At 63.3% G+C, this 24,454-nt stretch carries 25 protein-coding genes; 11 read left to right on the top strand and 14 right to left on the bottom strand.

The features are described 5' to 3' along the window. The first annotated feature begins 2 nt into the window (after positions 1-2). Both ilvA and V9L18_RS07930 read left to right on the top strand, forming a co-directional pair. Positions 3-1,241: a threonine ammonia-lyase gene (ilvA, locus tag V9L18_RS07935; protein ID WP_337346645.1), complete on the top strand. Its 1,239-nt coding sequence runs from the start codon at positions 3-5 to the stop codon at positions 1,239-1,241. Between the two features lie 6 nt (positions 1,242-1,247). Beyond that, positions 1,248-1,853: a rhomboid family intramembrane serine protease gene (locus V9L18_RS07930; RefSeq protein WP_337346644.1), complete on the top strand. Its 606-nt coding sequence runs from the start codon at positions 1,248-1,250 to the stop codon at positions 1,851-1,853. A gap of 65 nt (positions 1,854-1,918) precedes the next feature. On the opposite strand, the gene greA is transcribed toward V9L18_RS07930, so the two are convergent. Continuing rightward, positions 1,919-2,413, bottom strand: coding sequence for a transcription elongation factor GreA (gene greA, locus V9L18_RS07925; protein ID WP_337346643.1), 495 nt, complete (start codon positions 2,411-2,413; stop codon positions 1,919-1,921). Positions 2,414-2,566: 153 nt separating this feature from the next. Beyond that, positions 2,567-3,025: a DUF4307 domain-containing protein gene (locus V9L18_RS07920; RefSeq protein WP_337346642.1), complete on the bottom strand. Its 459-nt coding sequence runs from the start codon at positions 3,023-3,025 to the stop codon at positions 2,567-2,569. Between the two features lie 109 nt (positions 3,026-3,134). On the opposite strand from V9L18_RS07920, the gene mca reads away from it, so the two are divergent. After that, on the top strand, positions 3,135-4,040 hold the full coding sequence (gene mca / locus V9L18_RS07915; RefSeq protein WP_337346641.1) for a mycothiol conjugate amidase Mca: 906 nt from the start codon (positions 3,135-3,137) through the stop codon (positions 4,038-4,040). Positions 4,041-4,142: 102 nt separating this feature from the next. Continuing rightward, a complete protein-coding gene (locus V9L18_RS07910) occupies positions 4,143-4,484 on the top strand; it encodes a hypothetical protein (protein WP_337346640.1) in 342 nt (113 codons plus the stop codon). Positions 4,485-4,493: 9 nt separating this feature from the next. On the opposite strand, the gene trhA is transcribed toward V9L18_RS07910, so the two are convergent. Beyond that, positions 4,494-5,216, bottom strand: a complete 723-nt coding sequence (gene trhA / locus V9L18_RS07905; RefSeq protein ID WP_376045705.1) for a PAQR family membrane homeostasis protein TrhA — start codon at positions 5,214-5,216, stop codon at positions 4,494-4,496. Positions 5,217-5,368: 152 nt separating this feature from the next. Here trhA and V9L18_RS07900 point away from each other — a divergent pair, with 152 nt between their 5' ends. Both V9L18_RS07900 and V9L18_RS07895 read left to right on the top strand, forming a co-directional pair. After that, entirely contained in the window at positions 5,369-6,130 is a 762-nt protein-coding gene (locus V9L18_RS07900) for an isoprenyl transferase (protein ID WP_337346749.1), read from the top strand. A 248-nt stretch (positions 6,131-6,378) separates the two neighbouring features. Then, on the top strand, positions 6,379-7,809 hold the full coding sequence (locus V9L18_RS07895) for a PhoH family protein (RefSeq protein WP_337346639.1): 1,431 nt from the start codon (positions 6,379-6,381) through the stop codon (positions 7,807-7,809). Positions 7,810-9,145: 1,336 nt separating this feature from the next. On the opposite strand, the gene V9L18_RS07890 is transcribed toward V9L18_RS07895, so the two are convergent. Both V9L18_RS07890 and V9L18_RS07885 read right to left on the bottom strand, forming a co-directional pair. Then, the gene (locus V9L18_RS07890; RefSeq protein WP_337346638.1) at positions 9,146-9,793 is read right to left on the bottom strand and encodes a GNAT family N-acetyltransferase; all 648 of its coding nucleotides are present in this window, start codon (positions 9,791-9,793) and stop codon (positions 9,146-9,148) included. Between the two features lie 70 nt (positions 9,794-9,863). After that, complete coding sequence (locus tag V9L18_RS07885; protein WP_337346637.1) at positions 9,864-10,658, bottom strand: hypothetical protein; 795 nt, start codon at positions 10,656-10,658, stop codon at positions 9,864-9,866. Between the two features lie 59 nt (positions 10,659-10,717). Between V9L18_RS07885 and V9L18_RS07880 the strand changes: the two genes are divergently transcribed. Together V9L18_RS07880 and V9L18_RS07875 are read left to right on the top strand one after the other, a co-directional pair. Further along, on the top strand, positions 10,718-11,275 hold the full coding sequence (locus V9L18_RS07880) for an A24 family peptidase (RefSeq protein WP_337346636.1): 558 nt from the start codon (positions 10,718-10,720) through the stop codon (positions 11,273-11,275). Positions 11,276-11,369: 94 nt separating this feature from the next. Then, the gene (locus tag V9L18_RS07875; RefSeq protein ID WP_337346635.1) at positions 11,370-11,840 is read left to right on the top strand and encodes an NUDIX hydrolase; all 471 of its coding nucleotides are present in this window, start codon (positions 11,370-11,372) and stop codon (positions 11,838-11,840) included. 272 nt (positions 11,841-12,112) lie between these two features. Here V9L18_RS07875 and V9L18_RS07870 read toward each other — a convergent pair whose 3' ends face one another. From V9L18_RS07870 to V9L18_RS07860, 3 genes are all read right to left on the bottom strand, one after another. Further along, the gene (locus V9L18_RS07870) at positions 12,113-13,534 is read right to left on the bottom strand and encodes a class II fumarate hydratase (protein ID WP_337346634.1); all 1,422 of its coding nucleotides are present in this window, start codon (positions 13,532-13,534) and stop codon (positions 12,113-12,115) included. 86 nt (positions 13,535-13,620) lie between these two features. Beyond that, complete coding sequence (locus V9L18_RS07865; protein ID WP_337346633.1) at positions 13,621-14,235, bottom strand: carbonic anhydrase; 615 nt, start codon at positions 14,233-14,235, stop codon at positions 13,621-13,623. A 9-nt stretch (positions 14,236-14,244) separates the two neighbouring features. Then, entirely contained in the window at positions 14,245-14,925 is a 681-nt protein-coding gene (locus V9L18_RS07860) for a DUF4245 domain-containing protein (protein ID WP_337346748.1), read from the bottom strand. Positions 14,926-15,153: 228 nt separating this feature from the next. Between V9L18_RS07860 and glpX the strand changes: the two genes are divergently transcribed. Further along, the gene (glpX, locus tag V9L18_RS07855; RefSeq protein WP_337346747.1) at positions 15,154-16,176 is read left to right on the top strand and encodes a class II fructose-bisphosphatase; all 1,023 of its coding nucleotides are present in this window, start codon (positions 15,154-15,156) and stop codon (positions 16,174-16,176) included. 101 nt (positions 16,177-16,277) lie between these two features. On the opposite strand, the gene V9L18_RS07850 is transcribed toward glpX, so the two are convergent. The 5 genes from V9L18_RS07850 to V9L18_RS07830 all read right to left on the bottom strand — a co-directional run bounded on the left by V9L18_RS07850 (position 16,278) and on the right by V9L18_RS07830 (position 22,003). After that, positions 16,278-17,246, bottom strand: a complete 969-nt coding sequence (locus V9L18_RS07850) for a lipid II:glycine glycyltransferase FemX (RefSeq protein WP_337346632.1) — start codon at positions 17,244-17,246, stop codon at positions 16,278-16,280. Between the two features lie 3 nt (positions 17,247-17,249). After that, positions 17,250-18,500: a mannose-6-phosphate isomerase, class I gene (gene manA / locus V9L18_RS07845; RefSeq protein WP_337346631.1), complete on the bottom strand. Its 1,251-nt coding sequence runs from the start codon at positions 18,498-18,500 to the stop codon at positions 17,250-17,252. A 64-nt stretch (positions 18,501-18,564) separates the two neighbouring features. Next, positions 18,565-20,211 (bottom strand): LCP family protein, encoded by a 1,647-nt coding sequence (locus V9L18_RS07840; protein WP_337346630.1) that lies wholly within the window; start codon positions 20,209-20,211, stop codon positions 18,565-18,567. A gap of 11 nt (positions 20,212-20,222) precedes the next feature. Beyond that, positions 20,223-20,810: a 5-(carboxyamino)imidazole ribonucleotide mutase gene (gene purE / locus V9L18_RS07835; protein WP_337346629.1), complete on the bottom strand. Its 588-nt coding sequence runs from the start codon at positions 20,808-20,810 to the stop codon at positions 20,223-20,225. After that, positions 20,807-22,003: a 5-(carboxyamino)imidazole ribonucleotide synthase gene (locus tag V9L18_RS07830; protein ID WP_337346628.1), complete on the bottom strand. Its 1,197-nt coding sequence runs from the start codon at positions 22,001-22,003 to the stop codon at positions 20,807-20,809. Before V9L18_RS07830 ends, purE begins: the two co-directional genes overlap by 4 nt. Before the next feature lie 174 nt (positions 22,004-22,177). Here V9L18_RS07830 and V9L18_RS07825 point away from each other — a divergent pair, with 174 nt between their 5' ends. Then, entirely contained in the window at positions 22,178-22,750 is a 573-nt protein-coding gene (locus tag V9L18_RS07825; protein WP_337346627.1) for a GtrA family protein, read from the top strand. Between the two features lie 43 nt (positions 22,751-22,793). Here V9L18_RS07825 and V9L18_RS07820 read toward each other — a convergent pair whose 3' ends face one another. After that, positions 22,794-23,489, bottom strand: a complete 696-nt coding sequence (locus tag V9L18_RS07820) for a TIGR03089 family protein (protein ID WP_337346626.1) — start codon at positions 23,487-23,489, stop codon at positions 22,794-22,796. A 410-nt stretch (positions 23,490-23,899) separates the two neighbouring features. Between V9L18_RS07820 and V9L18_RS07815 the strand changes: the two genes are divergently transcribed. Then, positions 23,900-24,445: a WhiB family transcriptional regulator gene (locus V9L18_RS07815; RefSeq protein ID WP_337346625.1), complete on the top strand. Its 546-nt coding sequence runs from the start codon at positions 23,900-23,902 to the stop codon at positions 24,443-24,445. Positions 24,446-24,454: the final 9 nt, after the last annotated feature.

The following is a 24,454-nucleotide window of genomic DNA, read 5'->3' as shown; positions in this document are numbered from 1 at the left end:
CCGTGAACATCCTCGAAACCCTTCCCGTGTCGCTGGACGATGTCCTGGAGGCGCAGAAGCTGCTTGAGGGGATTATTGCCCGGACACCAGTGGAATCGTCGCGGGCCCTCGGCAGCATGGTGGGCGGGGACGTCTTCTTCAAGTGCGAGAACCTGCAGCGGGCAGGATCATTCAAGGTCCGGGGCGCCTATGTCCGGATGGCCCGGCTGTCGCCAGAGGAAAAAAAGCGCGGCGTTGTTGCCGCGTCCGCCGGAAACCACGCGCAGGGTGTGGCTGTTGCCGCGAAGAGCCTCGGCATCAAGGCACGCATCTACATGCCACTGGGCGTGGCCCTTCCCAAGCTGGCCGCCACCCGCAGCCATGGTGCGGAGGTGGTCCTCCACGGCCACAACGTTGACGAGGCGCTGGCTGAAGCGCAGCGCTACGCCAACGAGTCCGGAACCGTTTTTGTCCACCCCTTTGACAACGTGGACGTGGTGGCCGGCCAAGGCACCATCGGCCTCGAGATACTTGAGCAGATCCCCAATGTCGACACCATCCTGATGGGTGTTGGCGGCGGCGGCCTCCTGGCAGGGGTTGCGGTGGCCGTCAAGGCCCGTGCACGTGAGTTGGGACGGGAAATCCGCATCATCGGCGTCCAGGCGGAGAACGCGGCCGCCTACCCGCCTTCACTCGCCGCAGATGCACTGGTTCCCTTGAAGAAGGTATCCACCATGGCCGACGGCATCGCCGTGGGCCGCCCTGGCCAGCTGCCATTCAGCATCATCCGTGAGCTCGTGGACGATGTTGTTACCGTCAGCGAGGATTCCTTGGCCCGTGCGCTGATCTTCCTGCTGGAACGGGCCAAGCTGGTGGTGGAGCCCGCCGGTGCCGTGGGCGTTGCCGCACTCATGGACGGAAAGATTGAGAATCCCGGCACCACAGCGGTGATCCTGTCCGGCGGCAACATCGATCCCATGCTGATGCTCAAAGTCATCCAGCGTGGCCTGTCCGCCGCCGGGCGCTACATGACCGTGCGCATGATGCTGGATGACCGGCCGGGCTCCCTTGCCACTATTGCCCGGATCATTGCCGAGAACGATGCCAACGTGACTGGGCTGGACCACACAAGGGTGGGCGGTTCCATTAGCATGGGAGACGTGTCCATCACCGTGAATCTTGAAACCAAGGGACATGAGCACTGCGAGCAAGTGCTTGGGGCCCTCCGTGCTGAGGGCTTCCAGCCCATAGTGGTGCACTAGGCAGCCATGCTGGACGCGCTGGGGGACGGGCAGCCGCGGAGCCGGGAAACAACCGCCTCCCGCGCTAAAGGCGGGTTGCTGGTGGTGGGCGGGTTCGCCGTCGTCCTCTTTGTTATCGAGATCGTCAACATGCTCACCCTCCATTCATTGAACAGGACCTTTGGCCTGCGGCCACGGAGCTTGGACGGGCTCCTGGACATCTTCACTTTCCCACTGCTCCATGCGAGCCTGAACCACCTGCTCTCGAACGCCCTGCCTCTGATCATTTTCGGATTTCTGGTGTTCCTGTCCGGGCTCCGGGTGTTCCTGACGGCGCTGGCGTTCAGTTGGCTGGGTTCCGGGCTGACAGTGTGGCTCATCGGTAACGGCGGCGTGACCGTGGGCGCGTCCGGACTGGTCTTTGGACTCTTCGCGTTCCTGCTGGTGCGGGGCTTCTTCAATCACAGTTGGCGCCAAATCCTGCTGGCCGTCGTACTGTTCATGGCCTACGGCAGCCTCCTGCTCGGCGTGCTGCCCTTTGTGGCGGGATACATTTCCTGGCAGGCGCACCTGGGCGGTGCGGTGGGTGGAGTCGCCGCTGCCCTGCTGATGCGGCCCCGGCAAGGGACCTAGGCACCGATCACAGGCACAAAAGAGCCGGCCACCTGCTGGTGGCCGGCTCTTTCCTTCAAAAACTATTACGCGGCGTAAGGCTTGGCAGAGAGGATCTCCACCGTGATGTCCTTGCCGTTAGGCGCCGTGTAGCTCAGGGTGTCGCCCTCTTTGTGGCCAACAATTGCTGCACCCAGCGGTGACTTTTCGCTGAAGACATCAATATCGGAGTCGCCGGCGATTTCGCGGGAGCCGAGCAGGAAGGTCTCTTCGTCACCGGCGATCTTGGCAACAACGATCATGCCGGGTTCGACGATTCCGTCGTCGGCGGGAGCTTCCCCCACATGGGCATCACGCAGCAGCGCCGTGAGCTGGCGGATGCGGGCTTCGATCTTGCCCTGTTCTTCCTTGGCTGCATGGTAGCCGCCGTTTTCCTTCAGGTCACCCTCCTGGCGGGCAGCTTCAATCTTCTGGACAATTTCTGCCCGGCCAGCGCCGGAAAGGTGGTCCAGCTCTGCCTTCAGGCGGTCATAAGCTTCCTGTGTGAGCCAGGCTGCAGGCGCGCTGTTGGTGGTCGACACGGACTTCTCCTCTTCGGTCATACATGCAAAAGACCCCGCCACGGTGGCCACTTGTGGAACTCAGTAACCAGCTCAGCGGGGTAAAGGTATTGCTCCATTGTAGTCAATCCTCTGGACATAACCCAATAAGCAAGCGGCGTAGATCACATTCTGCTAATTGCCGCCGTCCGGAATCCAGCAGCTGTCCACTACTCCGGACACGGACAGTGACTCGGTCTTTACAACGATGCGCTGGGAAATGGTCCGCCCGCCGTCGGCTGTCTGGTCAGCCTCACCGGGCGGGATGTCCACCACTTTCCAACCCACCACGGCAAACTTTGAATCCAACGCTTTGACGGCACATTTCACGGCTGTCCCAGGCTCCCGGGTGACCTGGAAATCCACTTCTGCCTGGGTGGCGTCGGTGGTGCTGTAACCGATGTCCTTGAACGTCACGCTGGAGACGGCTGAGGACGTGGAAACCCAGGCCATGAAGCCGATTCCGCCCGCCAGCGCCCCCGCGCCGATGATTCGCTTCGCCATGGGGGAGAGCCCGCGCTTTTGACGGCCATAACGATTGGCTAGGCTAGTGTCTGCTGGCGCGGAAACGGCGGGCTGATCCTGGGAAGTCACCAGTCCAGTTTAGTGCGGATCCGGGCCCCGGATTTCCGGAACCAGCCAGCCTCACCCCAGTTCAAGCGGCCAGCACAACGGCTACAGAAGATGAAGGAGCCGTCCACCCATGACAGCGTCCAGCTCCACCCCGGCCACGCTCCGCCTGCTCGCCGTCCATGCCCACCCGGATGACGAGTCCAGCAAGGGCGCTGCAACCATGGCCATGTACGCGGCCTCAGGCGTGGACGTCATGGTGGCCACGTGCACGGACGGGTCAAGGGGAGATATCCAGAACCCGGCAGTGGAAGGCGAACCCCACCCGAAAAGGGACATGGCGGGGGCGCGGCGCCTTGAGATGGAGCGCGCCGCCAAGGTACTGGGCATCCGTCAACGTTGGCTGGGTTTCGTGGACTCCGGCCTCCCCGAGGGTGATCCGCTTCCGCCCCTCCCGCCTGGCTCGTTTGCCACGCAACCGTTGGAACGCGCTGCTGCGCCACTGGTGCGGCTGGTCCGGGAATTCAAGCCGCAGGTAATCATCAGCTACGACGAAAACGGCGGTTATCCCCACCCGGACCACATCATGGCGCACAAGGTGGCTGTGGAAGCCTTCGAAGCTGCCGGTGATCCTGACCGCTACCCGGACACCGGCGAGGCTTGGGTGCCCAGCAAGCTTTACTACGACCGGGCGTTCAGCCCTGAGCGGTTCCGGGCGCTGCATTTTGCCTTGGAGGAAGCTGGCCTGCAGTCTCCCTATGCCGAACGGCTCGCCGCCTGGCTGGAAACGGACGCAGAAGGCCACACTCCACCGCCTGCAGGACATCCCACCACCACGCAGATTGACTGCGGTGACTACTTCGAAGCCCGCGACGACGCCCTCCGGGCCCACAGGACGCAGGTGGACCCGCTGGGCTTCTTCTTCGCCGTCGCCCCTGAGATGCAGCGCCGCGCCTGGCCGTGGGAAGACTACTCGCTGATCCAGTCCCGGATCCCCGCGAAGCTGCCGGAGAAGGATCTTTTCGCGGGGCTAAGATAGAGGCAGCAGGCAATTTCTATGCCGCGTAGAAGAGCGCCCCGCCGTGGCTGGATCCTCAGTCCACGGCCGGACGCCTGTCAGTTTCCATAGAAGGTTTATACCGTGCACCACTTGCTCCTGGCCCTGGCCACCACTCCGTCCCCGCTGCCCACACCTTCTTTGCGTGAGGGCGTGTCGGAGGACCAAATCACCCCGGGCCTGTGGGGCTTCATCATGACTGCCTTCTTTGTGCTGGCAACCACCTTGCTCATCGTGGATATGGTGCGCCGTATCCGCCGGGTCCGCTACCGGGCGCAGGTGGAGGAGGAGCGCATGGCGGCAGCAGCAGCAGCGGACGTCGACGCTGCCGATGCCCATGACGGTACGGGTACGCCGGATTATGATGCCGAAAGTGAAGGAAACGGGACGGGCGCCGCTCCTGACCGTTCCCAGCCTCGGGATTAGGGCGGGCCGTCAGCCGAGCACGGCGATAGCGATCGCCGCAAAGTGGGCGGCAAAGGCCAGCACGGTGAGGGCGTGGAACAGTTCGTGGAAGCCGAAGTGCTCATAGCTGAAGTTGGGCTTCTTGAGGGCGTAGAAGACGGCACCGGTAATGTACAGGATGCCGCCGACGCAGATCAGGACGGCGGCCGGGACGCTGGCGGCGAAGAACTCGGGCAGGTAGAACAGCGCACCGCAGCCCAGAGCGATGTAGATCGGCACGTATAACCAGCGCGGGGCATGCGTCCATAGCAGCCGGAAAAGTACACCCAGGATGGCCCCGGTCCAGATGACCCAAAGCAGCAGCACGGCCTTCGGTCGTTCCAGGAGGGACCATGCCAGCGGCGTGTAGCTGCCCGCGATGACCAGCATGATGTTGGTGTGGTCCAGCCGCTTCAGGACAATCCTTACGCCGGGAGACCAGTTGCCGCGGTGGTAGACGGCGCTGATGCCGAAGAGCAGAACTCCGGTAGCCGCGTAGATGGCGGAGGCGATTCTCAGGTCCGCCGCAGGGGCGAGCAGTACAAGGACAACCCCTGCAATGAGGGCCAGCGGCGCCGTGACGGTGTGGATCCAGCCGCGCCACTTGGGTTTGATCATGAGCAGTTCCGCCAGCCGGACGGCGGCATCATCGACGGGACCCGAATTTCCCTCCGTCCCCTTGCCTGGCTGGCCGTTTGAAGTCTCGCTGTTCATTGCTCCAGAATAACCTACGCTCCAGTAAGTTACCCATCGGTAACATGTGGCATGTCGTCTGCATGGAGTCCCGGCTCCATCCTCCCGCCTGCGGACGGTAGCCTAGGATGTGCAAGGCGTCGTACAGCAAGGGAAGTCAGGTGAGTCTCCGCGTGGAATTGCCCGGGTTCCTCTATGGCTTCTATGAGCGCAGGCTACTTAGGGACCTCGCCGGGGACCGCATCCCGAGGCATATCGGTGTGATGGTGGATGGCAACCGGCGTTGGGCGAAACAGTTCAATGCGCCCACCAGCCAGGGCCACCAGGCAGGAGCGGATAAGATTCACGAGTTCCTCGGCTGGTGCCAGGAACTCGGTGTCAAAGTAGTCACCCTTTACATGCTTTCCACCGACAATATGAGCCGGTCCAGCGAAGAACTGGACCTGCTGATGGGGATTATCGCCAACACCCTGGACCGCCTGGATGAGGACGCGAACATCTCGGTCCATGCGATGGGCGCGCCGGAACTGCTGCCTGATTACCTCGCTGAACGGCTAAACAAACTAACAGCACGGACGCCCGTGCGTGAAAAGATCCACGTTAACGTGGCAGTGGGTTATGGCGGACGCAGGGAGATCGTGGATGCCGTCCGTGAGTTGCTCCACGATGCAGTTGCGAACGGCGCGGACATCTCGAAGCTGGCCGACAGCCTGAGCGTTGATGACATTTCGCGTTTTCTGTACACCCGCGGCCAGCCCGACCCCGACCTCGTGATCAGGACCTCCGGGGAACAGCGTTTGTCCGGGTTCCTGATGTGGCAGAGCGCCTACAGCGAGTTCTATTTCTGTGAAGCGCTATGGCCGGCCTTCCGAAAAGTGGACTTCCTCCGCGCACTTCGCGACTACGCAGGCAGGCAGCGGCGCTTCGGCACCTGACCGTTGCGGCAGCGGCGCCGTTCACGCGGAATTCACATGGCCGCAACAGGAATCGCCGACGGATGAAGCCGGAAATTACTGGCGATGGATTTACGTTGTAACCATCAGCAGGCAAAACCGCCGGCTGATCGGGGAGGCCAGTACATGGAGCGATGTTTCGCACCGGTTGTATGGGAGGCCGAGTCCGGCCTCCAGGCCGAGCCGCCTCACCAATAACAATTCCGGGCACGCCCGGGGCTGGAGTCGATGTGGCTATTTCTGAACAACTGCCCGAGGTCGTTTTTGATCAGGGACAGAAAGCTACCTCTCGCGCCACGCGAGCAACCTCAACAACCGGTGCAGCAGACGAAAAGCCTGCGGCCGGTTTTGCTGTCTCCGGAAGGGATGCCACCATCAGCAGCTTCGTCATTGACACGTCCGTCCTGCTCTCTGACCCCCGCGCACTGCTGCGTTTCGCTGAGCACGAGGTCATTGTTCCGATCGTGGTCATCAGCGAGCTGGAGGCCAAGCGGCACGATCCCGAACTCGGCTACTTTGCCCGCAAAGCCCTACGGCTGCTCGACGACCTCCGCGTCAAACACGGGGGCCTCAGCCGGCCCATCCCGATAGGCGACGACGGCGGGACGCTCATGGTGGAAATGAACCACATTTCCGCTGAGGTGCTTCCCATGGGCTTCCGCAGTGGTGACAACGACAGCAGGATCCTGGCTGTAGCCAAGAACCTCGCCAACGAAGGCCGGAACGTCACGGTGGTCTCAAAGGACCTTCCCATGCGCGTCAAAGCCTCCGCCATGGGGCTGACCGCAGACGAGTACCGCAACGAATTGGTGAAAGACTCAGGCTGGACCGGCGTCGCGGAGGTGGAGGCCAGCGAAGAGGAAATCTCCACCCTGTATGGCCACGAACCCGTCTTCATCCCCGCGGCCGCTGAAATGCCGGTCAACACCGGCATGGTGCTTCTGTCGAACAGGGGCTCGGCCCTGGGCCGCGTGGGCTCCGACAAACAGGTTCGGCTCGTCAAGGGGGACCGCGACGTCTTCGGGCTCCACGGACGCTCGGCGGAGCAGCGGCTGGCCATCGACATGCTGATGGATCCCGCCGTCGGGATTGTATCCATCGGTGGGCGCGCCGGAACCGGCAAGTCGGCGCTGGCCCTGTGCGCAGGCCTGGAAGCGGTCCTGGAACGACGAGAGCACCGGAAAGTCATTGTGTTCCGGCCTCTCTACGCGGTGGGCGGGCAGGAGCTCGGTTACTTGCCCGGCTCCGAGTCGGAAAAGATGAACCCGTGGGCGCAGGCCGTCTTTGACACCTTGGGCGCTTTGGTCAGCCAGGAAGTCGTGGAAGAGGTCATGGACCGGGGAATGCTGGAAGTCATGCCCCTGACCCACATCCGCGGTCGGTCCCTGCATGACGCCTTCGTGATCGTCGACGAGGCCCAGTCCCTGGAGAAGAACGTGCTCCTCACAGTGATGAGCCGCATCGGCCAGAACTCCAAGATTGTCCTCACCCACGACATCGCCCAGCGCGACAACCTGCGTGTTGGCCGGCACGACGGCATCGCCGCCGTCGTCGAAACCTTGAAAGGCCATCCACTGTTTGGCCACATCACGCTCACCCGCTCCGAACGCTCACCGATCGCAGCCCTGGTCACAGAACTGCTCGAAGGGGCAGAGATCTAGCCACTTACGGTAAGTGCGGGGCCGTGGTCCAGTTCATCGGGCCACGGCCCTTCTTCGGTCAGCCTTGAGTGATTTTGTTATGGTCTGCGCCGGGACCCAAGCCAATGCCTCGCAAAGTCAAAAAGGCTCACGAGACCCAATGAAAGGGCAAAAGCCAGTACTACCACCAGTATCTCTCGAACCAGATTTCTGCCAGTCCACCAGTTGTAGTTGGCGATCATCACAACGATGGTCAAGAGCGCCGCCCGTCCAATTTGCGATTTCCGTACTGTTTTGTCTGGGCCTTTCGAGTTTTCCAACATCTACCTCTTCGGGCCCAGTTGAACGATCACCCACAAAACGGCCCCGGCAAGCTCATTTTGGGCCCGTTGTGCAATGGGCTTGAGAAACGGGGGGAAAACAGAACTGATGCATCCCCCCACCAAGGCATATACCCGGCTTTGAGCGTCGGCTTTCTTGCCCTGAAGCGTGCCAAGACGGCAACAAAGGGAGCGAGGGCAATTGGAAGCGCACGGGGATGGATGTCCGTTCGAGCGCCTGCTGCCTGTAGGTCGACGGCGACGGCTTGACTGATGAAGGCGAACTGCATCTTCGGTTCAGCCGGAAAAAGCACTCGCGCCTGATCCGCCAGAGTCATGGTCGGATCTATCGCCCCGAGCTTTGTCATGGTCGGATCTATCGCCCCGAGCTTTGTTTCGACAGTTTCTGGGACGATCGCGCTGCCACTGGATGTCCCATTCGAAACTGCTAATCCGGGGCATACGCCGGTCAACAACAGGCCAATCGTCAATGTCCCGACAAGGGCAATTCTCAAAGTTCTCATTTTTCCGCTCCACTCTATGTTGGAAGGACAGGACGAGAGGCCTCTTCTCATAGCTGCTTGAGTTACCCTGAGTCCGCTCGATTCTCGAAGCCTAGAGACTCTCCTCAAGCCCGAGTGGTGTTGTAGGCCAAATTGAGTGGCCGGAACTAGGGAAGTTGAGTGTTTCAAATACTCAGAATGAGTGTTCATCTCAGCTACATAAAGTGGCCTACTTCGACATCAACGGCGTCATTGAAACCCTGAAAGGCCATTTACAGTTCGGCCACATCACCCTCACCCGCTCCGAACGCTCATCGCTCGCTGCCCTGGTAACAGAGCTCCTCCACGGGCCTTTTCCTCGTTCACCCATGAGGCGGCAAGACGACTGGCTCACATCGGCCCCCGGTCCTTCTCGTAGGAGCGCATCGCGGCGCATCGGGCCTTGGAGGTCGCGCCGCGACCGGAGAGGCCCTTTTGCGCCGTGTCTAAGCGACGGAGAAGGGCCGGGGCCGCAAACCCAGCCGCTGCCCGGCACTAACCGATGCCGAGGAACTTTGCGGCGGGCTCGTGGCCCTCTACTTTCAGGGTCCAATCGGGGCGCTTGAAGGTCGCCGGGGTGAGGCGGACTTTTTGGACTTCCTCCATTTTGCTGCCCCAGGACATCCGTGCGACGCCGTTGAGTTCGTAGCCGAGCGCGCGGGACACGCCCAGGGAGGCTGCGTTCCAGGCTGCGGCCTCGGACTCTGCCACCTCGGCGTTGAGCCAGTCGAAGGCGTAGAGTGCGACGGCGGCGCGCATCTCCTTGCCGAGCCCGCGCCCGTGGACGGACTGCTTGAGCCAGGAGCCGGTGCTGACGGTCTTGAGGGCGGCGAAGTCCTTGGCGCCGATGTCCTGGCATCCGATGAACTCGCCTTCGTGCCAGATGCCCAGGAGCAGGGTCCAGGACTCCATAGTGGCCTCGCTCCGGCACCGCCAATAGAACTGCGCCATTTTCGGCCCCAGTTCCTCCGCAGGGAGCTCGGCCCAGGGCGTGCTGAACGGATTCCTGCCTGGTTCGTGCACGCCGCTGCGGGCCGCCGCTACCGCGGCTGGAATGTCATCATCCGTGATGGGACGCAACATCAGGCGTGGCGTGCTCAGCGTGAGGCCGAAAAGAGGCCAGAGGGAAGAAAGCGCGGTCATCAGGGAAGCCTAGCCCAAGGCCCGCCGTGGGGCGTGTCAAGCAGTGGCCTGGCGCGGTGTCCCGCCCCGATCAGGCGGAGATATCCCACGTGATGTGTCGACGGACATCTGTGAGGTTCATGGACTCCGCGAGGAACAGATCATCGAGCATGTACTCGTCAACTGCGATGATCCGAAGCCAGTGCCCGTAGTCAGGGGTGGCGGCTTCCAATGACTGGCTGGACACGCAGACGCCTATTTCCAGGTCTATCCGCACCCGGTTGCTGCCGGGCATGCACAGCGGTGCGGCAGGATCTGCGGCGTGATAGGCGGCGGATGGGGTGACAATGGCTTCAAGGGCCGCTCGCCCGTCGTGGTCGACCCGGCGTATGTCAGTGACGTCTACGGCGTTACTGCCCGGAAATTCCAGGGGTACCGGGGCGTTGCCTGCCAGCTCAACGGGATCAAGGGCGGCGGAAAAGCGGCCGTTGCCAAAGCCGGGTTCACCGTAGGCGGCTTCCGGCCGGCGCCGCACTAGGCCGCCGTCGTCGTAAACGGGCGCCACGAGGTGCGGCGGCAGGAGCCAGGACTTCCGGGTGGCGCTGACGTAGAACCCGTCTTTGGAGTCGTTGATCCCTGTTGTGCTGTGGAGGACCAGTCCGTCGGCGGTTTCGAGGCGCAGGGCACCGGGCCGGCGCAACCAGGCACGCACGAACGGCGCCGCAGGTTCCGGGGCCTCGGCAAAGGGCTCGTCCCAGTACTCAAAGCGCAGGCTCTGCCATTTCCAGGGTGAAGACCGGCAGAGGTTCCGGAACACCGTGGTCAGGTCAGCGGGAGAATCGCCGCGTTCCGGATTTGGCCGGCGCCTGGTGTCCCATGTCGACATATCCACAGTTTACGCGTGGGCACTCCGGCAGGAAGCGAAAATCCAGTAGCATCCGAGGGGTGATCCGACGACTGGACGAACTTTGGGAAGCAGCCCCGCTGGCCTTCTGGCTGGTCCTGGCGGCGTGCGCGTATTTCGTGGTGATGGCGGTACGCCTGACCGTGATCGACGTGCGCCACCATTTGTTGCCTAACCGTATTGTCTTTCCGTCCTATGTCGTGGCAGGTGTCCTTCTGGCGGCGGCTGCGGTGGTCCCCGTAGTCTCCGGTGCCTGGGCGCTGCCGGACGGGCCCGATGGCGCTGCGGCCTTGTTCGGGCTGCCGGCCCTCCGGATCCTGGCCGGGGGTGCAGTTCTTTGGTGCTTCTATTTTGTGTTGCGGCTGGTCTATCCGCCCGGGATGGGATTCGGAGATGTAAAGCTCGCGGGCGTCCTGGGGATGTACCTGGGGTATCTGGGATGGGCACACGTTTTCGCCGGGACTTTTGGGGCGTTCCTGCTGGGCGGACTCTGGAGCCTGGCCCTGCTGGCCGCCCGCCGGGGCACATTGAAATCCTCCATCCCATTCGGCCCGTTCATGCTGGCAGGCGCTGCCGCCGCCATGCTTTTGCCTGCCTGACCCAATCCCGCCTGACCCCGGTTCCGGGTGTCCCACTACACCCAAGCGCCGCAGCCTCCGCCCGTCGCCCGCCGTCGGCCGTTAGGCTGGCAGCATGCCTGCACCTGACTACATCCTCAAGCTCCGCGAGAAGGTCGGCCACGACTCCCTGTGGGTACCCGGTGTCCGCGGCGTTGTCCTTGATCACTCCGGCCGTATACTCCTGACCCGGCGTGCCGACAACGGTCACTGGGCGCTCATCAGCGGCATGCTGGATCCAGGCGAACCTCCCGCGAGGGGCCTCGTGCGCGAAATCTTCGAGGAAACCGCAGTGGTGGCGGAAGCCGAGCGGGTTGTCTCGGTGGGCGCTGTCGGCCCATTCACGTATCCGAACGGCGACGTCTGCGAATTCCTGGATGTGGTCTTCCTCTGCCGTTACGTTTCAGGGACGGCACGGGTTAACGATGACGAGTCGCTCGACGTCGGCTGGTTCAGCCCGGCTGACCTGCCAGAGCTGATGCCGGGCCACCTTACGAGCATCCGCCGTGCCCTCTCTCCGACGGAGGCCGCCCACTTCGAGCCTTGACCCGCGCACAGCCGCGGTCAGCGACGCTGGGAGACCAGTTCGCCGTCGTCGTCCTTGATACCCGCTGTTCACCCTGGCCGCCGACATGCCCGAGGACCTCAACCACGTCGCCCAGGAACTCAACGGACGGCCACGCAAAACGCTCGGCTGGGATACCCCAGCCGAGCGTTTTGCGTGATTTACTCTTGGCGAACTAACCGCCAACGGTGTTGCAACGACCCCTGAATCCGCCAGTCGAGCGGCCGACGTCGTTCGTTATGGAGCCGGGGGAGCTATGCCTTGTGCGGCGGGCGCGTCATGGACATAACGTCCAGGGCGGTATCCAGCTGCTCCTCGGTGACCTCGCCGCGCTCCAGGAAGCCCATGGCCACGACGGTCTCGCGGATGGTGAGGCCCTCGGCGACGGCCTTCTTGGCGATCTTCGCTGCGTTCTCGTAGCCGATGTACTTGTTAAGCGGCGTGACGATGGACGGTGATGCCTCTGCGAGGAAGCGTGCGCGCTCAACGTTTGCCGTGATCCCGTCGATCATCTTGTCGGCCATGACGCGGCTGGTGTTGGCCAGCAGGCGGACGGACTCCAGCAGGTTGGCAGCCATGACGGGGATGCCGACGTTCAATTCGAAGGCGCCGTTGGTGCCGGACCACGCGATGGCGGTGTCGTTGCCGATGACCTGCGCGGCAACCATGATGGACGCCTCGCAGATGACCGGGTTGACCTTGCCTGGCATGATGGAGGACCCGGGCTGCAGGTCAGGGATGGCGATTTCGCCCAGGCCGGTGTTGGGGCCGGAGCCCATCCAGCGGAGGTCGTTGTTGATCTTCATGAAGGAGATCGCAATGTTGCGCAGCTGGCTGGATGCTTCGATCAGGCCGTCGCGGTTGGCTTGGGCTTCGAAGTGGTCGCGGGCCTCGGTCAGCGGCAGGCCGGTATCGGTCGCGAGCAGTTCGATGACCCGCTCCGGGAACCCGGCCGGGGTATTGATGCCGGTGCCCACGGCCGTGCCGCCGAGCGGAACTTCAGCCACGCGGGGGAGCGAGGCGTTGATGCGCTCGATGCCGTAGCGGACCTGGGCAGCGTAGCCGCCGAACTCCTGACCCAGCGTGACCGGGGTGGCGTCCATCAGGTGGGTACGGCCGGACTTGACGACGTCCTTGAACTCCACGGCCTTACGCTCCAGCGACTCTGCCAGGTAGCCGAGGGCGGGAATGAGGTCGTTGATCAGGGCCGAGGTGGCGGCAACGTGCACGGACGTGGGGAAGACGTCATTGGAGGACTGCGAGGCGTTGACGTGGTCGTTCGGGTGGACGACTTTATCGCTGCCAGCGGCCTTGAGGGCGCGGGTAGCCAGTTCGGCGATGACCTCGTTCGTGTTCATGTTCGAGGAGGTGCCGGAGCCGGTCTGGAAAACGTCGATCGGGAAATCGCCGTCGTACTTGCCGGCAGCTACCTCATCGGCGGCCTCTGCAATCGCCTTGGCCAGCTCGCCGTCGAGCACCCCAAGTTCTGCGTTAGCCTGGGCGGCCGCCTTCTTGACCCGGGCGAGGGCTTCGATGTGGGCGCGTTCCAGGGTCTTGCCGGAGATGGGGAAGTTTTCAACTGCACGCTGCGTCTGTGCACGGTACAGCGCGTTCACGGGGACGCGGACTTCGCCCATCGTGTCGTGTTCAATACGGAATTCTTCAGTGGAAGTCATGGGGCTAGCTTAGGACGCGCAGACGCCGCATCGAAAACCGTGAACGGCATGCTACGGGTGCAGCGAAACTGCCTCAGGGCGTCCGATCAGAGCTCTCCGATTCCGGAAACAAGGTCCGCGTGGCCATCAGCGAGGCTGTAGGAAAGGCCGATGACCGCTGCCCGGCCGGTCTCGATTGCGTCCGAAATCACACGGGAGCTGTCCACGAGGCGGTGCGAGGTCTGCTTGACGTGCTCCACCACCATGTCGTTGACCTCCGGTTTGTTGTTGCGCAGCGACGTCAGGACGGACGGCGTGATGCGCTCGACGAGGTCCCGGATGAAGCCCACCGGCATCTGGCCGGTTTCGACGGCGGACTTTGTGGCACTGACGGCACCGCAGCTGTCATGTCCCAGCACCACGATCAGCGGCACCCCCAGCACGCCGATGCTGTATTCGAGTGAGCCAAGGACGGCGTCGTCAATGACCTGGCCGGCTGTCCGCACCACAAAAACGTCACCGAGTCCGACGTCGAAGATAATTTCGGCCGCCAGGCGGGAGTCGGAGCAGCCGAAGATCACGGCGAACGGATGCTGGTTCTCCACGAGCGAAGACCGCCGGGATGCATCCTGGTTGGGGTGGGAGGATTCGCCGTTGACGAAGCGTTCGTTGCCTTCGCGGAGTCGTCGCCAGGCCAGGGCCGGAGTCAGGTAGGTTGCCACGGCCCTACCTTACGATGTGGGAACCGCAGAGGGTGAAACCGTGACGGCGGGGTTACTTTCCATGGACTTCACGACGGCGTCCGCAAGGACCACAAACTCGTCCAACTTAGCGGGTCCAGTGAGGACAACGGTGGTGCCCCGGTATGTGAGGACCATGCTCCGCTCGCCCTTGCCCGTATCCCGAAGCTCCCACTCCTGGCCGCCTGCGCTGCGGGTTCCTGTGACGGGGGCGTTTCCCGTTTCCTGGAGGAGCCAGGTGGGATTGGCCTGCCGGGTCTGGACCAAGCCGATGAAGGAGTCATTGGGAGTCAGGAAGCCTACTTCCCAGGTGGGGACGCCGCTGCCACTGCCGGACTCCCAGCGGGCGTAGTTGGACGTGAATGTGTCGCCGGTCTCCGGCGCGACGGGTGTGAATCCTGCCACATCTGTGGCGTTCCGGGCCACGTCGCTGACGTTAATGTCAGGCCGGAAGCCGTCACTTTTCGGAAACGGGTTCATCAGCACGATCGGCAGGAACGCGGCGATACTGACCAGCAGCGCAATGACCATGCCGATCACCGAGGCGTTGGCACGCTTGGCTGCGGCAGCCGGGATAACGGGCTTGACGGGCTGCTGTCCGTCACCCTCCGGGGCTTTGCCGGCGCTCCCGGAACCGGAGGCGTCCTGGCCGGGGCTGGTCTTTTCCTGCATATCACTCACCCCTCTATAGTCGCCCATCCGGGCGTCCAACTCACACTCGAGGCGCTGCTGATGCACTGCCATCCCGGCAGCGCACATTGCGGGGCAGCGTCATGCCACGACTGAGAGGCGGCGCCCCGACTATGATCGGTAGCAGAGGAATCACCGTATCCGCCGGAACAGGCGGAGCGGGTCCAATGATCGCCACTCGAAGAAGAGGTTCACGTGTCACCTTCGCCCATGACCCAGCAGTACTCCACCATTTCGCCGTCCCTGGCTGTGGGGATCGACGAGCCGGACCGCAACCTCGCCCTGGAACTTGTCCGCGTCACCGAGGCCGCGGCTATTGCCGGTGGCCACTGGGTTGGCTTCGGGGACAAGAACAAAGCCGACGGCGCGGCCGTTGACGCCATGCGCTCCTTCCTTCACACGGTCCACTTCAACGGTGTTGTGGTTATCGGCGAAGGCGAGAAGGACGAAGCCCCGATGCTCTTCAACGGAGAGCACGTTGGCGACGGCACCGGCCCTGAATGCGACGTCGCCGTAGACCCCATCGATGGCACGCGCCTGACCGCGCTGGGCATCAACAACGCCCTTGCAGTGCTGGCCGTAGCCGAGCGTGGTTCCATGTTCGACCCCTCCGCCGTGTTCTACATGGAAAAGCTCGTCACCGGCCCGGAGGCCGCTGACATGGTTGACCTGCGGCTGCCGGTCAAGCAGAACCTGCACCTGATCGCCAAGGCAAAGGGCGTGAAGGTCAACCAGCTCAACGTCATGATCCTTGACCGTGACCGCCACCGCCCCCTGGTCGAGGAGATCCGGGAAGCCGGCGCGCGCACCAAGTTCATCATGGACGGCGACGTCGCCGGTGCCATCGCCGCGGCCCGCTCCGGTACCGGCGTTGACGCACTGATGGGCATCGGTGGCACTCCCGAAGGCATCGTTGCTGCTTGTGCCATCAAGTCCCTGGGTGGCGTCATCCAGGGCCGGCTGTGGCCCACCAGCGACGACGAGAAGCAGAAGGCAATCGACGCCGGCCACGACCTGGAGCGCGTGCTTTCCACCAATGACCTCGTGTCCAGTGACAACTGCTACTTCGCGGCCACCGGCATCACGGATGGCGACCTCCTCAAGGGCGTCCGCTACTCCAAGGACAAGGTCCTCACCCAGTCCATCGTGATGCGCTCCAAGTCCGGCACCATCCGCTTCGTTGATGGCGAGCACCAGGCCAGCAAGTGGGAAGGCTACGCCCGCAAGAACTAGGTTCGTCGCCCGCGCCCCAGGGTGAGTGGGCATACAATTGAGGCCCCGGATCCGCTTGGATCCGGGGCCTCAACTGTATGTCCGCGTCGAACTAGAGGGGCTTAGGTCTTGGTTCGGGCCAGGGGGGAGCGGAGCGTCCGGAGCTTGTCCCGCAAGTGCCGCGCCACTTGGTAGGCGTTGTAACGCAGCTTCTTCACCGGGAGGTCCCAGGCGCCGGGATAGGCGATTTCACGGCCACCGAATGACCTTTTGAAGGCGCTGAACCCTGCCCATTTGTGGCCGGGCTGGTCAGCAGGCGCCACGCCCCAGAGGTCGACGTGCTTGAGGCCCCGGTCCTTTGCATCGGCCATTAGGGTCACGAGGAGCGGGATTCCTGCGCTGAGCTTCCGGTGGGTGTCGTCCAGGGCTGCATGGGCGTACGTACGGGTATCCGCGGAATCGTAGGCCAGGGCTGCGGCTATGGGCTCCCCGTGCAGCTCGGCGATGAAGAGGGTGGCGGCGCCCGCCGGCATCAGCGAAGCAGCCACCCGGGTCAGGTAGTCGTCGCTCTGCGGCTTGAATCCGTTGCGCCGCGCCGTCATATGAAGGAACTCCAGCAGGATGCTGATGTCCTTCGGGTCCTGTGACGTCCGGAACGTAACGCCCTTCTTGTGGATGTTCCGGTAGAGGTTCCGGTTCACGGGCTTCATGGCGGCCAGGACGTCCTTGAAGTCACCGTCCAGGTCCACGATCCAGCTGAGTTCAGGCTGCGGGTTGCTTGGTGCGGGCTGGAGGCCCCTGCGTCGGAGTTCGTCCGCTGCCGTGGAAAGGGACAGCCCGGCGGTTACCGGTTCGATCCGGACAAAGACAGCGCCGCACGAACGGGCCAGCTCCACGAGGGCGGTGAGGGCGGCGTCGAACCCGTCAGTGGAGGATGCAACCGGGCCGTAAGGGGCGTAGAGCACCTTGCCGGCAGGGTTCTTCTCTTCAACGGCCAGGAAGCTCCAACCCGGGCCGGATCGCTGATGGACCGTACGGCCGAGCGAGGACAGGACGTCGGCCCAGGCGGGAGTCTGGAGGAAATACTCCACGGATCAGGCCTTCATGGACGTGGTGACGGCGAAGGCTACTGCCGCCTCCTCGGCCCCGGCAGCCACGTGGACATTAACCGGCGCATCGGCGGCAGCGAGGAATGCACTCCCGCCGCGGGCGAGCTGCAGATCGCCCTTGGGTGAGTCGAGGTACACCGATCCCTCGACCACAATCACCACGGCCGCTCCTGACTGGGCGAGCGGAACGGGCGACGCCCCGGGCACCAGTTCGATCCGCTGCAGCTGGAACTCGCGGAACGGCGGCTGGTACAGCTCCTGGCCGAGTTCGGAAACTTCCGGGTTGAGCATGGGGACCTGGACGGACTTGAACTCAATGGTGCGCAGGAGTTCGGGGACATCAATGAACTTCGGAGTCAATCCGCCACGGAGCACGTTGTCCGAGGAAGCCATGACTTCCACGCCCATGCCATGGAGGTAGGCGTGCACGTTGCCGGCAGGGAGGTAGACCGCCTCACCCGGCGCCAGCGAAATCCGGTTCAGAAGCAGCGATATCAGCACACCAGGATCACCCGGGTATTTTTCGTTGAGGCTGACCACCGTCGAGAGCTCGGACTTGTACGGTTCGAGGGAAGCGCCGGAAACGAGCACACCTGCGACCAGCGCCGTGGCCTCGGCAACGTCGGTACCGCCTGCGATCAGGCGCTCGAAGGCCTTCCGGAGGCCCGCACTCTCGTTGGAGTCTCCGAGGTCTTCCACGAGCTCAGACAGCACCCGTGGCTGGTCTGCTTCGACGGCGTCGAACGCGGCGGCCAGGTGCAGCAGGATGCTGCGCGTTTGTGCCGCCGGCCGGAACCCGCACAGCGCCTCGAACGGCGTAAGGGCGAAGACCATTTCGGGCTTGTGGTTGTCATCCCGGTAGTTCCGATGTGCAGCATCGGGTGCAACGCCGTCGGCATTCTCCCGCGCGAAACCCTCCCGCGCCTGTTCGATGCTCGGATGGACCTGCAGCGAGAGGGGCTGCGCCGCCGCGAGGACCTTGGCCAGGAAGGGAAGTCTCGGCCCAAATCCGGCGACCCCTTCAGCCCCAAGAAAATGCTCGGGATCCTCGGAAATCATCTGATCGAGGGGAACCGTTGACCCATCCGGGCGGCGCGCGACGGAAGGGGAATCCGGGTGGGCTCCGATCCAGAGTTCGGCTTCTGGACGGCCGGATTCGGTGCGGCCAAGGAGTCCGGCAATCGCCGTCGTGGATCCCCACGCGTAATCGCGGAGGACGTTCTCAATTTCGTACACAGCCGGTATCCATTTCTTGGTCTTCAGGTCTACGGGGGCATGCGGTCTGCGGGGGAGTCGGCGCCTACAAGGGTGCGCAGAGGCCGTTTGAGGCAACGAGCTCACGGAGCGCCTGCTCGTTGCCCTCGCTCTTGAGCTGGTTCAGCATCGCCTCGGTGATCGGCTCACCGTCTGGGGTTGTGGTCACCGGGGTGAAGTCCGACGACGGCGGCGTTGACTGCTGCGCCAGTGCGCCGCCTGCCAGGACGATGGGTCGCAGCGGGGCGGACGCGTGCAGCCGGCCGGCGGCTGCGGAGGATTGCACCATGCCGTCGACAGGTGCGGCAGCCTGCGGGCCGGATGCGGAAGCGAGCAACTGGTCGACTTTGTCGTGGATGACATCGAAGTCGGGCACGGTGGAAAAAGACGCGTCGAAGTCGGGCGGACCGATGGTGAGCCGCTTGACTTCCTGGCCCTTGGCCTTCATGGCAAGGTCCACAAAACTGCCCAGCTGGGTCGACGAGATGTTTGAGTCCACAACCTTGGTGCCGGCGTTTGCGATGTCCTCGAACTTGGACAGCAGCGTAGCCGGATCCAGTTGCTTCAGCATTGCCTGCTGAACGCATTGCTGGCGCTGGATTCGGGCGTAGTCGTCGACGAATTCGCGGGAGCGTCCGTACCAAAGTGCGTGGTAGCCGTTCAGATGCTGTTCCCCCGCGGGGATCCAACCGAGGGGCATGCCGTGGATGCCGTTTGCCTCGTCGATCATGTCCCCGCTCATAGGGACCCAGCCGCCGGCCTTGATCCTGATACCGCCCATGGCGTCGATCAGCTTGGCGAAGCCTTCCATGTCCACCAATACGTAGGCCTGGACGGTGATGCCGAGCGTGCCTGACACGGCTTCAAGGGTGGCCTGGGCACCGGGGTCTTCCACACCGGGGTAGAGGTCTGAGTGCTCGTTGGTGACTTCGGTGTTGATGGCGTTGATGAGGCATTCGTCGCCGCAGTCGTAGCCGTCGGGATAGATCTTGCGCATCGGGGAGCCCTCGCTGAACTGGGCGTTCTGAAGGTTGCGCGGTACGGAGATGATGGCAGTCTGGCCAGTCTTGGCATCGACGCTGAGCACTGACAGGCTGTCCGGGCGCCGGCCAGTGCGGTCGTCGCCCGCGTCGCCGCCCATCATCAGGAAGTTGTAGCGGCCTTCCACAGGATCGATGGCCGGGCCGGCCGAGAAGATACTGCCGATGGCGTTGCGGCCTACGTTCAGCAGGTAGGCGGCGTAACCCAGGGATCCGCTGCTCAGGACCAGGGCAAGTACCAAGGCAATTCCGACGGCGGGACGCGCCCCCGGTGCCAGCAGCACGGGGCGGATCAGCCGCAGGGTGTTGATGAAGAGAAGCGCCCACCCGAGGGCAAGGGCCACCAGGACTACAACGATCAGCAGCGAAGCGAACGGATTGGTGATGATGTTGATGAGCAGCGACCTGTTGAGGACCAGAAGCAGCACGGTGGCAACCAGCAATGCCCATACACAGAGGGTGACCCGCAGCGCTATACGGCCGAGCTTACGGTCGCCTGCCACAATTTGGGCACTGCCCGGGACCAGGAGGGTCATCAGCAGCAGGACAAAGGCCCTTTTGGTTCGGACGGGGGCCGAGGCGTTGGACGGATACCGGACAGGATCAGTCATGACTGTTCCGGCGGAGGGCTGCTGCGTTTCGCTTCTGGACATCTTCGGGTACCTTAGCGGCTGCCCCGGAGGACACCATTGCCGTCGGCGAAGACTTCGCTGACCTTTTGCCGAAGGTTGGCTCCCTTACGGGTGGCAACGTCATTGAGCTCCTGGGCGAAGTCCAGGAGGTCGGCGCGGAGGGACGCGGCCAGTTGGTCCGTGCCCGAGGCCAGGATACGAACGGCAAGCAGGCCTGCGTTGCGGGCACCGGCGATGGACACCGTGGCCACGGGAACGCCGGCCGGCATCTGCACGATCGACAGCAGGGAGTCCATTCCATCCAGGGTCTTCAGTGGGACGGGGACACCGATGACGGGCAGGGGCGTCACGCTCGCGAGCATGCCGGGGAGGTGTGCGGCGCCACCCGCGCCGGCGATGATGACCCGCAATCCGCGCTCATGGGCGCTCTGGCCATAGCGGATCATCTCAGCAGGCATCCTGTGCGCGGAGACGACGTCAGCTTCAAAAGGTATGCCAAATTCCGCCAACGCGTCAGCGGCGGCTTCCATGACCGGCCAATCCGAGTCCGAGCCCATCACCAGGCCCACAATGGGACTGACTTCGGTGGCGCTGGTCTCTGGTGTGGTTTCAGTGGTCATGCGTTCTCCTCGGAAATCCGTGCTGTTTCTTCGGCCGGAACGCGGCCGTCGCGGATGATTGCGGCCACCCTCGCTGCGCGCTGCCGTACTGAGTCCACCTCATCCGTGGAGGCTCCCGCGAGGTTGACATGGCCGATCTTGCGCCCGGGGCGCACCGACTTGCCATAGCAGTGGACCTTTGCCGCCGGTTCGCTGGCCAAGGCGGCCGGAAAGGCGGAGAAGAGATCCTGGTTGTCTCCGCCGAGGAAGTTCTTCATCACGATGACCGGGCCAAGGACATCGGTGGCGCCCAACGGGAGGTTCAAGACGGCCCGGAGGTGCTGTTCAAACTGGCTGGTCACTGAACCGTCCTGGGTCCAGTGCCCGGTGTTGTGGGGCCTCATGGCCAGTTCGTTGATGAGGAAACCGGCGCCGGATCCCGGCGTTTCGAAAAGCTCTACAGCCATCACACCGGTAACGCCGAGTTCGCCCGCGATCCGCAAGGCCGCTTCTTCGGCAGCAGCCGCGACGTCCAGTGCGATGTCCAGGGCGGGCGCGATGACCTCGTCGCAGACGCCGTCGACCTGAATTGTGTGGGCCACGGGCCACGCGCGGGCTTGGCCGTCAGGGGTGCGCGCGACCAGGGCGGACAGCTCACGGCTGAAATCGACCTTGGCTTCGGCCAGTAGCGGGCTCATGGCTTCGAACCACGGAGCGGCATCGGCGGCCTCGTCCGGGGAGTCAATGATCCGCACGCCCTTGCCGTCGTAGCCGCCGCGAGGCATCTTGAGGACTACCGGCCAGCCGATCTCGTCGCCGAAGTCCACCAACCCTGCCACGTCCGTGACAGCGGCCCAGGCCGGGTTCGGAAGCTCAAGCCTGTCGATTGCGGCCCGCATCACCAGCTTGTCCTGCGCATTGACCAGGGCGTCCGGGCCGGGCTGGACGTTGACGCCCGCGGAAATCAGCTCACGGAGGTGGTCCGTGGGCACGTGTTCGTGGTCAAAGGTCATGACATCCAGGCCTTCCGCGAAGTCGAGGAGGGTCTGGAGATCCTTGTAGTCACCTACTGGCGAGGTGGCAACGGCTGAAACTGCTGAAACGTCCTCCGCCTCAGCCAGGACGCGGAGTTCAAAGCCTAGGGCGGTGGCGGCTGGGGCCATCATGCGCGCGAGCTGGCCGCCGCCAACCACGCCGATTACTGGAAAAGTCACAAGTGCCAGCCTACAGAAAAGCGCGCCGGATCCCGGCTTCCGGACGGCACGGGAAGCGAATTTAGGGGAATTTGGCCTCCGCGTTCCCCTTAGGTGGAGGTGGTGTGGGGCAATTCGGCGCTAAAATAGGCTTTTGGCCGTGTGGCCCACAGTTTCTGACGGCCATGGAGGGTCATGTTTACTTCACTTGCAGATCGTATCCGGGGGCTCGCCTCGCTGTTTTGGCGTGAAGTGGCCAAGTTCGGTGCGGTGGGCGGTGTGGCCTTTGTCATTGATAACGGACTGACCTACTACCTGATGCACGGTCCGATGACTGACAGCGAAGCCAAAGCGCGCTTCGTAGGCGCAAGCATCGCGACGATTTTCTCCTGGATCGCCAACCGGCTGTGGACTTTCCGGCATCGGCGGCAATCCAACGTTGTCCGCGAGTTCCTGATGTTCATTCTCATCAACGGCATTGGGATTGGGATTTCCACAGGATTTACTGCCCTGGCCAAGTACTCGTTCAATGTGACGGATAAGAACATGCTGTTCGCCGCCGGGGTTGTGGGGATTTTGGTAGCGACGGTTGTCCGCTTCTTCGCCTACCGGTTCCTTGTGTTCAATGAGGAACTGGACCAGGAGCCGGAGTTCTCCCACGACCACGAGCTCATCGAGCTGCACCACCACGAGAAGGCCGCAGCGGCCGCAGCCCAGCGCGGAGAGCACCTGGAGGAAGAAGCTCCCGGGGCTCCCCGGGAGTCCTAGCCGGCCGGGTTTCCGGCGCGGCCAAGATCGGCGCCCGGCAACGCTATTTGCCGCGGATGCGTTCAGCCGCCAGGAGCTTGTCCGTCAGGTCCACGTCGGGATGCGCCAGCAGCACCGACCCGCCACTGTGCCAGGCGCCCAGGGAGTTCGACAAGGCCGCTTCCAGGCCGTCTGCAGCTGCCACCAGCAGGCGGACTCCCTCTTCGTGCGGGGCTGCAAAGCCGGTGAGCAGTCCCTCATGGAGGTGGCGCCGGCCGTCGCTGCCGCGAACGGCGCATCCTGAAGCCGAAGGATCGGTGTGGGCCATAAACACGTCACCATGTGAGCGGACTTCGGAGGCGTAATCGATGAAGCCACCAGGCAGCTCACCCGGCCACCGCATTGCCAGCGCCGGAAGGGCAACGGCAACGGCGGCGTCGTACGGGCCGGTTGAATCCGGCCGATCCGTCACAAGGTAGTTAGCTTCACCGCCGTCCAGCACGGTTTCCATTCCGAGCTGCCAGGCGGCAAGGGCCCAAATGACCGACTTCCAGTGTGCCGGAAGGTCAAGGTTCACCCGCATCCCTGGCTCGGCGTCGAGTTCGTCCTGCAGCAGGTTGCTGGTCTTGGCAACCCAGTTATCCAGCACCCGCCCGGAAAGTTCGACCCGCTCTGAGTCCGGTCCGTACCAGGTCAGGCGCGGCGATGTGGAATGTCCGGAGCGCAGGGTTGTCATCAGTTCGATCGCTGGGATGCTCATTGCTACATCTTGGCACGGCAGCCTGAGCCAGTCACCGGCTTCGTGGGCCCCGGACGGGACTCAAGCTGAGCGGCGAACCTGCGCGGAGTCTGTGATTTTACTCACATCAATTTCTCATTTCGCTTGCGTTATTCACGCTCACGCTGTATTTTTTGCCCGAATTCCATGGGTTTTGGCAGGAAAGTCGAAGCTCCTTGAGTGACTGGGCTTCCCGGGCGGGCGTGTCGGCAAAAATTCCCGGGCGTGGCGTGACCCGAGTTGTCCGGGATTGTTGATTATTATCCCTCCGCGGCTTGACTCGCCTGTAGTTACACGCGTGTAATTAGATATCGAACGCCATTGCGCGAGTACCGGCACACAACCGAGTGTCCAAGTATCCAGGCAGGGGCAGCAACATCAGGAGGGTCGCCGTGGGGCAAGCAGAGCGTATCCATGAAGATGCAGTCGTCGCCGGTCAGGCGACGGTGAAATACCGTTCACGAGGCGTGCCGAGCGACTGGTACGTGGATCCTGCGGATCCGGACGCCGCCGAGCGTTACAACCGCAACGCCAAAGAGTCTTTTGAGGATCAGGCAACTGCATTCCTCGCAGCCCATGAAGCGCTGCTGGACGGCGGACACGACCAGGACGATGACGACCTGGATCCGCCCATGGAACTCCAGGTCCCTGCCGGCGGTAGTACTACACAGCCGGTATGGATCGGGCTGCCCTTCCAGCAGGACTTCGACGACGAGGGCGAACTGGGCTGGCAGACTGACGCTCTGTGCGCCCAGACGGATCCGGAAGCATTCTTCCCTGAAAAGGGAGGATCGACCCGCGATGCCAAGAAGGTCTGTGGCGCATGCAACGTGCGGTCCCAATGCCTTGAATACGCGCTGGCTAACGACGAACGGTTTGGCATTTGGGGAGGCCTTTCCGAGCGTGAGCGCCGGCGGCTAAGGAAGCGAGCAATCTAATTCTTCAGG

The sequence above is a fragment of the Pseudarthrobacter sp. CCNWLW217 genome (assembly GCF_037203985.1).
Lineage (GTDB): Bacteria > Actinomycetota > Actinomycetes > Actinomycetales > Micrococcaceae > Arthrobacter.
Note: the sequence above shows the minus strand (reverse complement) of the source record. Positions and strands in the feature narration are given on the sequence as shown.

Excerpts from the sequence above, each read along its gene's own strand:
- trhA (WP_376045705.1), bottom strand. The coding sequence starts at position 5,216 with ATGAACAGCGAGACTTCAAACGGCCAGCCAGGCAAGGGGACGGAGGGA.
- V9L18_RS07885 (WP_337346637.1), bottom strand. The coding sequence starts at position 10,658 with ATGTCGACATGGGACACCAGGCGCCGGCCAAATCCGGAACGCGGCGAT.
- purE (WP_337346629.1), bottom strand. The coding sequence starts at position 20,810 with ATGACCACTGAAACCACACCAGAGACCAGCGCCACCGAAGTCAGTCCC.
- mca (WP_337346641.1), top strand. The coding sequence starts at position 3,135 with ATGACAGCGTCCAGCTCCACCCCGGCCACGCTCCGCCTGCTCGCCGTC.
- glpX (WP_337346747.1), top strand. The coding sequence starts at position 15,154 with ATGACCCAGCAGTACTCCACCATTTCGCCGTCCCTGGCTGTGGGGATC.
- V9L18_RS07875 (WP_337346635.1), top strand. The coding sequence starts at position 11,370 with ATGCCTGCACCTGACTACATCCTCAAGCTCCGCGAGAAGGTCGGCCAC.
- V9L18_RS07840 (WP_337346630.1), bottom strand. The coding sequence starts at position 20,211 with ATGTCCAGAAGCGAAACGCAGCAGCCCTCCGCCGGAACAGTCATGACT.
- V9L18_RS07890 (WP_337346638.1), bottom strand. The coding sequence starts at position 9,793 with ATGACCGCGCTTTCTTCCCTCTGGCCTCTTTTCGGCCTCACGCTGAGC.
- V9L18_RS07870 (WP_337346634.1), bottom strand. The coding sequence starts at position 13,534 with ATGACTTCCACTGAAGAATTCCGTATTGAACACGACACGATGGGCGAA.
- V9L18_RS07820 (WP_337346626.1), bottom strand. The coding sequence starts at position 23,489 with ATGAGCATCCCAGCGATCGAACTGATGACAACCCTGCGCTCCGGACAT.
- V9L18_RS07825 (WP_337346627.1), top strand. The coding sequence starts at position 22,178 with ATGTTTACTTCACTTGCAGATCGTATCCGGGGGCTCGCCTCGCTGTTT.
- V9L18_RS07930 (WP_337346644.1), top strand. The coding sequence starts at position 1,248 with ATGCTGGACGCGCTGGGGGACGGGCAGCCGCGGAGCCGGGAAACAACC.
- V9L18_RS07860 (WP_337346748.1), bottom strand. The coding sequence starts at position 14,925 with ATGCAGGAAAAGACCAGCCCCGGCCAGGACGCCTCCGGTTCCGGGAGC.